Source organism: Affinirhizobium straminoryzae (genome assembly GCF_007004135.1).
Classification (GTDB): domain Bacteria; phylum Pseudomonadota; class Alphaproteobacteria; order Rhizobiales; family Rhizobiaceae; genus Neorhizobium; species Neorhizobium straminoryzae.
The window spans coordinates 26,790-37,142 of the sequence record NZ_VJMG01000031.1 but is presented as its reverse complement, the minus strand read 5'-3'; the positions used below and the strand labels follow the sequence as shown (position 1 = coordinate 37,142).

Here is a 10,353-nt window from a genome sequence, read left to right as displayed (position 1 = left end):
GCACCAGGGCTGGATGTTTTCCATCCACTCGAAATAGGTCTTGTCCCAGTTCTTCGGCACGAAGTTCGTGCGGCCCTCGCGGACAGACGCCATGGCAGGTTCGGCAAGCGTCTTGGCATCGACGAACCACTGGTCGGTCAGCATCGGCTCGATGACCACGTTGGAGCGGTCGCCGAACGGCTGCATGATCTTCTTGTTCTCGACGTAGGGAACGTCGTTGCCTTCCGCATCCTTGACGGTGACGGCAAGGCCTTCGGCATTGATCGCCGCGACGATGCGCTTGCGCGCCTCGTAACGGTCAAGCCCGCGATACTCTTCCGGAACGAGGTTGATCGCATCGACCTCGGCTTCGGACGGAAGCTCGCCGGAGCGGGTGATCTCGAGCGCCAGTTCCGCGCAACGGGCATAGGGCTCACCGTCCTCGCGCAGCTGCGCCTGCGTATCCATCAGGCGATAGAGCGGAATGTTGTTGCGGCGGGCGACCTGATGGTCGTTGAAGTCATGCGCACCGGTGATCTTCACCGCGCCGGAGCCGAAGGTCGGGTCCGGATATTCGTCGGTGATGATCGGGATCAGGCGCCGATGTTCCTTCGGGCCGACCGGGATTTCGCAGAGCTTGCCGACGATCGGCGCGTAGCGCTCGTCCGACGGATGCACGGCAACAGCCCCGTCACCGAGCATCGTCTCGGGACGCGTCGTCGCAATCGAGATATAGTTGCGTTCTTCCTGGAAGGTGATGTTGCCCTCGGAGTCCTTCTCCACATAGGTGTAGGTCTCGCCACCCGCCAGCGGATACTTGAAGTGCCACATGTGGCCGTCGACTTCGCGGTTCTCCACCTCGATGTCGGAGATCGCGGTTTCGAAATGCGGGTCCCAGTTGACGAGGCGCTTGCCGCGATAGATCAGGCCCTGCTTGTAGAGCGTGACGAACACTTCGAGAACCGCCTTGGAAAGGCCCTCGTCCATGGTGAAGCGTTCGCGCGACCAGTCGCAGGAGGCGCCGAGCCGCTTCAGCTGGTTGAAGATCAGACCTCCGGATTCGGCCTTCCATTCCCAGACCTTGTCGATGAAGGCGTCGCGGCCCAGTTCACGCCGCCCCGGCTGCTGACTTTCCATCAGCTTGCGCTCGACCACCATCTGGGTCGCGATGCCCGCATGGTCCATGCCCGGCTGCCACAGCACGTCCTTGCCACGCATGCGCTCGAAGCGGATCATGATATCCTGCAGCGTGTTGTTCAGCGCATGGCCCATGTGCAGCGAGCCGGTCACGTTCGGCGGCGGGATCACGATGGTGAAGGTCTCGGCGCCGGGCCTGGCATTCGCGCCGGCGCGGAAGGCATCGGCCTCATCCCAGGCGGCTGCGATTTTCGGTTCGACGGCGGCGGAATCGTAGGTTTTTTCGAGCATTTTCCGACCAGAATTTCGAGTTCGCTTTGCTTGGCTGTAAATAGGACTGCCCAGGACGAGTCAATAAAAAAGGCCGCTCCGGAAAGCGGCCCCTCGGCTTGGCGGCAGATCCGGCTCAGCGGCGCGGGCCGCGCGCCACCCGTTCGATTTCCTCGCGCACCAGCCGCTCCACCAGCGTTGGCAGGTTGTCGTCCAGCCAGTCGCGCAGCATCGGCTGCAGCATCTCGCGCGCCATGTCTTCCACCGACTGCCGCTCGATGCCGTTGAAGATGTCGGCCAGTTCGTTGAACGAGCGGGCAATGCGCTGGCCGGCCTCATCGGAGAGAAGCGACACCTGCTCCTCGATCCGCACCGGCAGCGACTCGGCGGACACGATCCGCTCTTCCACAACCGGGGTAACCACGGCCTCTGCAGGACGACGTTCGGCAAATTCGGGCGCCGGCACATCGCGCGCCATCTCGCGACGGAGAGGCTCCTGTTCGGCGCGCATCGGTTCGGCCGCGCGCAGCACTGGCTGGGGCCGGCTTTCGGTCACGGGTGCCGGTGCCGCCTGAGGCGCCGGTGCGGCAGCCGACGGCTGTGGGGCAGGCGCGGCGCGTTGTGCGACGGGCTCCGGAACGCGGCCGGCGGCGGCGCGCACGCGGGCCGCGACATCGGCGAGCGACAGCGTGCGCTCAGGCGCCCGCTCGGCCGGCATGCCGGCTTCCTCGGCAAAACGCTGGCGCATGGCCGGATCGATCGTCGGACGCAGCGGCAGGCTTTCGGCGGAGGACGGCACGAAGCTGCCACCGGGATCGTTGGCAGCCACCTGTGCGACGAAGGGCGCCTCCAGTTCGGTATCCAGTTCGATCTCGTCGTCCTCGAAATCGCGCGTCGGATCCTCTACAGTGCGGTTGCGGGCGCCGGTCACGGCCTGCCCCTCGCTCACCGGATCATTGCTTTCGATGATCCTGCGGATGGAAGCCAGGATTTCTTCCATGGAAGGTTCGCGCGCTGCACTGGACTGAGCCATCTGGATCCCCGTTCATGACTGGTTGACAGCTTTGAAATGCATGATCTCGCACGAGATCGGGCTGTCGAATCAATCACAAGTCTACGCGATGGGCGGGGAATTTCACAATTGCCGCAGATGAGGCGGCCGGCTGGATGCACAGCTTTCTCGTCAGGCCCGCATTGTCCGGGCCTGACGGCAATTTTCGTGTTCTCAGAACACGAATTCCTTGGCCTTGCGGAAGCCCGGCAGCGGCTTGACGGAGGTATTGAAGAAGGCGGCTTCCGAAAGCACGCCGTTTTCCTTGCGGTAGACACGGGCGGTGGAGGCATTGCCATAGCCGACCACCGTCACCAGACGGCCGCCATCGCGAAGCTGGCCAAACAGGGTCTGGCCGACCTCTTCCACGGAACCATTGATGAAGATGAGGTCATAGGGCGCTTCGGCGGCATAGCCGGCTTCCATCGGACCCGTCACGACAGCAACATTGTCGCAGCCGAGCGCAGCAAGCGTTTCCGTTGCCTTTGCGGCAAGGCCAGCATCGCTTTCAACCGCGACCACCGCACTCGCAATCTGGGACAGCAGCGCCGTGGCATAGCCCGTGCCGCAACCCACTTCCAGCACAACGTCATCCTTCGTCACGGCAGCAAGCTGCAACAGCTTGGCAAGCGGCGAGGCTTCCATCACGTAGCGGCCGGGGGCAACCTCGATATCCTCATCGATATAAGCCAGTGCCTTTGCCTTTTCCGGCACAAAGGCTTCCCGCGGAACCGTGAGGAAGGCCCGCAGCACGGAATGGGAGGTGACATCGGTGGTGCGCACCTGGTTGTCGACCATTTTGATGCGTGCTGCTTCGTAATCCATCATTGCTGTTCGCCTCATGAAAGCGTCTGTCTGGGCTCCGTATTACTGGCGGCTTGGTCCGCTTTCAAGACCGCTTTCTCCGGCACCCGCAAAAACCGCCCTGCTGCGCTGAAAAACAGGGAACAAAGCCGCACTGCACGGGTTGGCCGATGAGGAAAGACACGCAAGGGAGACAGCTCCATGCCGACCACGCTGCCAGATCGCAATCCTGCAGACACACCGCGCGGCCCCACCCCGGCTCCCGGCGTGCCCGACCGCACCCAGGAAAAACCGCCCCTGACGCCCGCTCAGGATCCCGGCGACAGCAGGAACCCGAACGATCCCACCCTGAAGCCGGCCCTGATGCCGATCGGCGACCCCGCCGGCATGGCCTGACCGGCAGGGGAGATTCAGCGAAGAAAGCCGCCCGTCATCCGGCGCGGGCGGCTTCTTTGGCGTTCATGAATGAAAGCCCGGCTCCTGACCGCAACGGGATGGGACCTGGCCTCGTCAAGGCCGACACGACCGCAGGACGCGACGCCGGCCCAAGGCTGACGTTGCGCCACTCATCCACAGCCCCACGAAGACGACCGGAAAAATCACGCCTCGCTTTCGAATAAGGGCTTGCACAGTTTCAAGATCCGTTCTAAATGCCCGCCACCACACGCTTTTAATACCCGGTTGGCCTCGTGGCGGAGTGGTGACGCAGAGGACTGCAAATCCTTGTACCCCGGTTCAATTCCGGGCGAGGCCTCCAACCTTCAGACCGAAATCTTCGAATTGTGCGGCAACATGGCGCGTCGGTTTACCCGAGCCGTGGCCAGTAGCGGTCTTCGGCGAAATCGGCTGGTATCGGCGTTTGTGCCGACAATGTCTCCGCAACAAAATCCACCTGCATCTTGAAGTGCCGGATCGCGTCCGGCATCAGCTTGCCGGTGCCAAGCGAGCGCACGCGGTGCCCGTGATAGCCGATCAGGCGAAGACGCCGTGCCGCCTCACGGTGAACATCGGCGGCGGTCGGCGCAAGTGGGTCCTGCCTCTCAATGCCATTATCTTCCCTGCTCCATACAAGCCGAAGCCCCATGGTCGTCACCTCGAGTGTTTATAAGGATATGCTTTCTTAAGCCTCGAAGCTTGCCGCAGGCTGGGGAACGGGCAGCATCATTTGCCGATGGCCAAGCAAGCCAAACGGGCGTAGACTTCGGATTGTCGTCAACGTCGAGGAGCGTTGACAGGCACCCGGTCATTTCGGTTTGGAGGAACCGTCATGCAGTATCTTCACCAGGTTGTGGCATTGAATCCCTATATTGTGGGCGCGCTTGTTCTGGTTCTGGCCTGCGGCGCCTATGACAAGTGGCTCAATCATCATTAGGCCCAGCTCTTCTGAGGGGCGCGGAATGCTGGTATGAATGAGGCCCGCCACATCCATATGGGAGCCAAACGCCTTGCATCAGAGCCTGACCTTCGATGATACGTCCAAATCGCTGAGCCAGACGCTTCGAGACCTGATCTCCGAGATCAAGGGGCATACCGTGACCCTGCGCGAACTGATGGATGCCGTGGGAGAGCAGGGCCTGCTGCTGATCTGCGCGCTGGCCTCCCTGCCCTTCCTGCTGCCGGTTTCGATCCCTGGCGTCAGCACGGTGTTCGGTGCCGCGATCATTCTGGTCAGTATCGCAATTGCCCTGAACCGCCTGCCCTGGCTGCCCTCGCGCATTCTCGACCGCAAGCTGGAAACGGCCAGGCTGGTGCCGACGCTGGAAAAGGGCGCCAGCCTCGTGTCACGCCTCGATCGTTACCTGAAGCCGCGGTTTTCTGCGCTCACCACCGGCTGGGCAATCAACCGGGCCAATGCTCTGGCGATTTCCCTGGGTGGCGTGCTCCTGATGTTTCCGCTCGGGCTCATTCCGTTCTCGAACACGCTGCCGGGCATCGCCATCCTGCTGCTGGCCACCGGAATGATGCAGCGCGATGGAATTGTGGTCCTCGGCGGCTATCTCTTTCTGGTCATCACGACGGTCTACTTTGCGGCCCTTGGCTTCATGGCCTTTGCTGCAGGCCAGGGACTGGCCGGCATCTGGGCCTGATCCCGCGCTTGATCGCGCCTTTTCAGGGATTGGAAAGGCGCGTCAGCCCTTTCCGGTCCGGCGCCTTGCCCACCAGACCGACAGACGCCGCCGTCGTCTGCGAACGAATGCCAGATCCTGCGACAGCACGATCAGGCCGAGCGGAATCATCCAGAAGCCGAGCACGGGAAGGAAACCAAGGCAGCCGCCGCCCACGAGGCCTGCGCCCAGCACGATGCGCCCCGCCCGTGATTGCGGCATCGGCGTTTCGAAGCGTCCGATCCGCAAACGGCCGGTCTGCGGATGAATTCCGAACTTTCGTTGTTTCGTCCTGTCTTTCAAGCCATTCACCCTGTTCGGCAAGCCGCCTGCCGCAGCGGTCACATGGGCAACGCGTGTGGATAAAACAAGCCTGCGAATTTTTTTTGAAAAAAGCGCTTGGCAAATCGAACGGGCATGAGTATTACCCCGCTCACACCGCGGCGACGCGATGTTCCCTGGTAGCTCAGCGGTAGAGCATTCGACTGTTAATCGACAGGTCGCCGGTTCGAATCCGGCCCGGGGAGCCAGTTTCTGAAAGGCCTGCGCATTGATTTGCGCGGGCCTTTTGCTTTTAAGGTCAATGCCTTGAGCCCACATCCTCACGCGTCGCCGGAGGCATCGCGCCATACCTGTTCCGGGCTCGAAACGTGGATAACATCGACGCTGCCGAACGCACCCGGCATCCCGGGCGTGCGTCATGATCAGAAGGCGCATCCAATGCTGCGGGACTTGCGGTCCTGCACCGAAGGCGGACTGCTGCACCCGAATTTACCGTAAAGACGACACCCGCGCGCGCATCCACCGCAAAGAGGATGCAGGACTGGCCATCCGGCTTGGGGCATCCTTCCGCCATCGCCTTTCCTCGCCATCCCGGCCCCGAAAAGCATGCCTGCTCCCAGCTCCCGTTCATTCACGACCAGCCACGAAAATATCGGGGGTTGCGCGCATCCATCGACCTCCCACCCGCCATGCGCGAGAAAAAACGGTGACGAGATTCACCCTTCGCCCTTATCTTAGCAAATAATAATTAATTATAAACATTGTTAACAATTGGCAAAAATATTGAATGTATTAGCCCAAAAACATCCAATTTTCTTATAGTTGAGCCATAATCATCGGCCGGCCTTGAACGCAAATCCGGTGCGGGATAGTCCCTAGAACACGCTCTGCGACATAGAGAACGCGGCTCGATGTTTTCCTATTTCTCCACACTGGCGTGAAATGGCGCGTGATCATCATGATGCTTGACTCGAACTTGCGTAAAAATCATGCATCATTGGCTGGAATTTCCATTTCGAGCCTGACTGTTGTTTGCGCCATCATCGAAGAAGGAAGTGTGACGCGGGCCGCAAAAAGACTGAATCTGTCGCAACCGGCAGCCAGCCAGGCGCTGAAACATCTGCGGATCGTCTTCAAGGACCCCCTGGTCAAGCGGCGCAACGGCAATCTGATCCCGACAGAAAGAGCCATCGCGATCCATGCGATTGCCAGTCGTGTTCTGAAAGAAATCGCCAATCTCACCATATCGCCGGAGAGTTTCGAACCGCAGACGTTAAGCGAATCCTTCGTCATCGGGGTTCAGAACGGTGTTGCGCCAGGCCTTGTGCAGACCGCAATCAGCGAACTCAACCGCCTTGCGCCCGCGTCGCGGGTCACGGTGCAGCACCTGGAACCAGACTTCGATTTTACCCGCGCCCTCTCCACCAACATGATGGATGTCGCGATCGGGGAGTGGACGGCCGCGTCCCCGCATTTGCGCACCATGCTGGTGTTCGAGGACGACATGGTGTGCATGATGGACGCCAACAATCCTCTGGGGGACCATCCGCTTTCGCAGTCGGACTACCAGGAAGCGCGCCACCTCATCGTTTCGGAGCGGAAGTCTCTCGTGCGCGATGCCGATGAGTGCCCGCCGCAGGCCGCCAATCCGGTCGCCGACCGCAATGTCATGACGGACAACCATTTCTACGCGCCGTTCATGCTGCAGAACAGCGATCTCGTTCTCACCGCAGCCCGTCGCTTCGCGCGCTATTTCGCGGAGATCCTGCCGCTGAAGATTACGGAATGTCCTGTTCGCAATCCGCGTGTCAGGGTCTACCAGATCTGGCACCACCGTAACGAACACACGCTGAGCCAGCGCTGGCTGCGCAACGTGATCGCAGGCGCCGTCTGACTCTGCATCCCTCACATTCCTGTCCGCCCCCACATTCATGATCACCCACTCATATTCCTGTTGACGTGATTCTCAATCGGCACTAGAACATAACAGGAACAAACGCGGAGGTGCTTATGACAAGTGCAGAGCAGGCCGTACAGAATGCGCTGAAGGCCGTTGCGGCATCGCGGGCCTTTCGGGAGCGCGTGGCCGAGGAACGCAAGACCTTCCAACGGATCGAAATTGCCAGCCGCAAGCCGCTTTACGTGCCCAAAGGCATCCAGATGAAGCTCAAGTTCGATTGATCCCGACAGCAAGGGGCAGGCTGCGATGCGGGCCGCCACCGACGCATGGCCGTCACCGCCAACATCCGTCAGCAGTTGCTGACGAAAGCAGGCATCATCGCAAGAGAAGGGATCAAACGCCGGAACAAGATCGACCTCTTCCGGTTTCATCAGCAGGCATTCGGATGTGCCTGCAAGAAACAACAGGAGGAAATCCCATGTTCTTGAAACTCGTTGCCGTTTCCGCGCTATCGCTCGGTCTTGCCAGCGGCGCCATGGCACAGGCGTCTTCGAACGGATCCGGCTCTTCCGGCGGAACCGGCGGCTCCGCCACGCAGGGCGGCACGCCTTCCGGCACGTCGGGTGCCGGGAGCGGCGGTCAGGGGGGCTCGGGCGGCGTCGGTTCCGCCACCACCAACGGCACGACGGGCAGCGGATCCAACGGTTCTGCTCAGTCGCCCGGCACCGGTCGCACGATGAGCGGCAAATGCAGCGATGTCACGCCGAACCAGAACGCCCGCAGCACGACCGAATCGGCCGCAGCACCAAAGACCTGCTGATCAGGTATCTGTCTTTCATATGCGGCAGGGCTGGTTGCTTGACCGGCCCTTTCGTTGTCCAGACAGGACCGTGGCAAGCCGGCTTTCCCGGCGAAGGGAGAGATGGTTTTGTTCGCGAATGTGTGGAAGCGGAACGGTATTCCTTGCTCGTTGGCGGACAACGTAGGAAAAGCAGGTCAATCAGTGTTTGTAAGATAGGGCTGCTCCATGACCATTCATCCGTCCGTCCTCAGCGCGATCGGCAACACGCCCCTGATCCGCCTCAAGGGCGCGTCAGACCGCACGGGCTGCGAAATCCTCGGCAAGGCCGAGTTCCTGAACCCCGGCCAGTCGGTGAAGGATCGCGCAGCACTCTTCATCATCCGCGATGCGGAGAAGAAGGGCCTGCTGCGTCCGGGCGGGGTGATCGTGGAAGGCACCGCTGGCAATACCGGCATCGGCCTCACGCTGGTCGCCAAGGCGCTCGGCTATCGCACGGTCATCGTCATTCCGGAAACCCAGAGCCAGGAAAAGAAGGATGCGCTGAAACTGCTCGGCGCCGAGTTGGTGGAAGTGCCGGCCGTTCCCTACAAGAACCCGAACAACTACGTGAAACTCTCCGGGCGCCTTGCAGAGGAACTGGCCAAGTCCGAGCCGAACGGCGCGATCTGGGCCAACCAGTTCGACAATATCGCCAATCGCGAGGCGCATATCGAAACAACCGCTCAGGAAATCTGGGAGCAGACGGGCGGCAAGGTGGACGGCTTCATCTGCGCCGTCGGCTCCGGCGGCACGCTGGCCGGCACCGGGATCGGCCTGAAGGCGAAGAACCCTGCGATCAAGATCGGCCTTGCCGATCCGGAGGGCGCCGCTCTCTACGACTATTATGCGCATGGCGAACTGAAATCCGAGGGTTCCTCCATCACAGAGGGCATCGGTCAGGGCCGCATCACCGCCAACCTCGAAGGTTTCACCCCGGATTTCGCCTATCGCATCACGGATGCCGAAGCTCTGCCGCTGGTCTTTGATCTCGTCGAGAATGAGGGGCTGTGCCTCGGCGGCTCATCCGGCATCAACATTGCCGGTGCCATCCGCCTGGCGGAGGATCTCGGGCCCGGCCACACCATCGTGACGATCCTGTGCGACTACGGCAATCGCTACCAGTCAAAACTGTTCAATCCGGATTTCCTCAAATCCAAGGGCTTGCCCGTTCCCGGCTGGCTGGTGCACAAACGCAGCATCGACATTCCCTTCCAGACAGCCTGAGTAAGTCCATGCCCACGAAAGCCCTCTACCGCGACGACTTCTATCTCTCCACGGCAGAAGCGACGGTGACGGGGGTTCGCGCGGATGGCGCCATCGAGCTGGACCAGACCTGTTTCTATGCCACCTCCGGCGGCCAGCCGGGGGATACCGGCTTTCTGGAGCGCGCGGATGGCAGCCGCATTACGCTTGGCCAGACCCGCCACGGCGAGACGAAGGACGTGATCCTGCATGTCCCGCTGGAGGGCGAACAGCTTCCGGAGATCGGCGAAAAACTCGTGCTGCATGTGGACTGGCCGCGCCGCTACCGGCTGATGCGCATGCACACCGCCTGCCATCTGCTGTCGGTCGTATGCCCCTTCCCGATCACCGGTGCCGCCGTCGGCGAGGAGGAATCGCGCGTCGATTTCGACATGACCGACATCATTGACAAGGACGAGGTGACGGCGAAGCTGATGCAGCTCGTGTCGGAAAACCATCCGGTTTTCCTGAACTGGATCACCGATGAGGAACTCCTCGCAAATCCCGATATCGTCAAATCCAAGAACGTGCGCCCGCCTATCGGCCTCGGTCGCGTCAGCCTGGTCTGCATCGGGGAAAACTCCAGCGTTGACAGCCAGCCATGCGGCGGCACACATGTTTCCGAGACCCAGGAGGTCGGCGCGATTCACATCGCGAAGATCGAAAAGAAGGGCAAGGAAAACCGCCGCTTCCGCATCCGCTTCGGCACGCCCGCCGACGAGGCCTGAGCGGCGGCCATTTC

At 61.3% G+C, this 10,353-nt stretch carries 13 protein-coding genes and 2 tRNA genes; 10 read left to right on the top strand and 5 right to left on the bottom strand.

Annotated elements, in window-relative coordinates; all coding sequences use genetic code 11:
• From FNA46_RS13085 to FNA46_RS13075, 3 genes are all read right to left on the bottom strand, one after another.
• On the bottom strand, window positions 1-1,407 hold a 1,407-nt coding region (locus FNA46_RS13085; protein ID WP_143125644.1), incomplete at its 3' end, for a class I tRNA ligase family protein.
• Window positions 1,408-1,522: 115 nt separating this feature from the next.
• Entirely contained in the window at window positions 1,523-2,419 is an 897-nt protein-coding gene (locus FNA46_RS13080) for a PopZ family protein (RefSeq protein WP_143125643.1), read from the bottom strand.
• A 192-nt stretch (window positions 2,420-2,611) separates the two neighbouring features.
• Entirely contained in the window at window positions 2,612-3,265 is a 654-nt protein-coding gene (locus FNA46_RS13075) for a protein-L-isoaspartate O-methyltransferase family protein (protein WP_143125651.1), read from the bottom strand.
• A 177-nt stretch (window positions 3,266-3,442) separates the two neighbouring features.
• Between FNA46_RS13075 and FNA46_RS13070 the strand changes: the two genes are divergently transcribed.
• A complete protein-coding gene (locus FNA46_RS13070; RefSeq protein ID WP_425468758.1) occupies window positions 3,443-3,637 on the top strand; it encodes a hypothetical protein in 195 nt (64 codons plus the stop codon).
• Between the two features lie 287 nt (window positions 3,638-3,924).
• Window positions 3,925-3,998: transfer RNA gene (locus FNA46_RS13065), tRNA-Cys, on the top strand.
• A 48-nt stretch (window positions 3,999-4,046) separates the two neighbouring features.
• On the opposite strand, the gene FNA46_RS13060 is transcribed toward FNA46_RS13065, so the two are convergent.
• Window positions 4,047-4,325, bottom strand: coding sequence for a hypothetical protein (locus tag FNA46_RS13060; RefSeq protein WP_244618055.1), 279 nt, complete (start codon window positions 4,323-4,325; stop codon window positions 4,047-4,049).
• A 361-nt stretch (window positions 4,326-4,686) separates the two neighbouring features.
• Between FNA46_RS13060 and FNA46_RS13055 the strand changes: the two genes are divergently transcribed.
• A complete protein-coding gene (locus tag FNA46_RS13055; RefSeq protein ID WP_246103065.1) occupies window positions 4,687-5,328 on the top strand; it encodes an exopolysaccharide biosynthesis protein in 642 nt (213 codons plus the stop codon).
• Between the two features lie 42 nt (window positions 5,329-5,370).
• Here the strand turns inward: FNA46_RS13055 and FNA46_RS13050 are convergent, their stop codons facing one another.
• A complete protein-coding gene (locus FNA46_RS13050; protein ID WP_143125641.1) occupies window positions 5,371-5,568 on the bottom strand; it encodes a hypothetical protein in 198 nt (65 codons plus the stop codon).
• A 233-nt stretch (window positions 5,569-5,801) separates the two neighbouring features.
• Here FNA46_RS13050 and FNA46_RS13045 point away from each other — a divergent pair.
• The 7 genes from FNA46_RS13045 (at window position 5,802) to FNA46_RS13025 (ending at window position 10,339) form a co-directional block, all read left to right on the top strand.
• Window positions 5,802-5,876, top strand: a tRNA-Asn gene (locus FNA46_RS13045).
• 710 nt (window positions 5,877-6,586) lie between these two features.
• On the top strand, window positions 6,587-7,522 hold the full coding sequence (locus FNA46_RS13040) for a LysR family transcriptional regulator (protein WP_246103069.1): 936 nt from the start codon (window positions 6,587-6,589) through the stop codon (window positions 7,520-7,522).
• Window positions 7,523-7,638: 116 nt separating this feature from the next.
• The gene (locus FNA46_RS26050; protein ID WP_185969841.1) at window positions 7,639-7,809 is read left to right on the top strand and encodes a hypothetical protein; all 171 of its coding nucleotides are present in this window, start codon (window positions 7,639-7,641) and stop codon (window positions 7,807-7,809) included.
• Window positions 7,810-7,854: 45 nt separating this feature from the next.
• Window positions 7,855-8,016 (top strand): hypothetical protein, encoded by a 162-nt coding sequence (locus FNA46_RS26045; protein WP_185969840.1) that lies wholly within the window; start codon window positions 7,855-7,857, stop codon window positions 8,014-8,016.
• Complete coding sequence (locus tag FNA46_RS13035; protein WP_143125639.1) at window positions 8,007-8,348, top strand: oxidoreductase; 342 nt, start codon at window positions 8,007-8,009, stop codon at window positions 8,346-8,348. Before FNA46_RS26045 ends, FNA46_RS13035 begins: the two co-directional genes overlap by 10 nt.
• 207 nt (window positions 8,349-8,555) lie before the next feature.
• Window positions 8,556-9,593, top strand: coding sequence for a cysteine synthase A (locus FNA46_RS13030; protein ID WP_143125638.1), 1,038 nt, complete (start codon window positions 8,556-8,558; stop codon window positions 9,591-9,593).
• Window positions 9,594-9,601: 8 nt separating this feature from the next.
• Window positions 9,602-10,339, top strand: a complete 738-nt coding sequence (locus FNA46_RS13025; protein ID WP_143125637.1) for an alanyl-tRNA editing protein — start codon at window positions 9,602-9,604, stop codon at window positions 10,337-10,339.
• The last annotated feature ends 14 nt before the right edge of the window (window positions 10,340-10,353 follow it).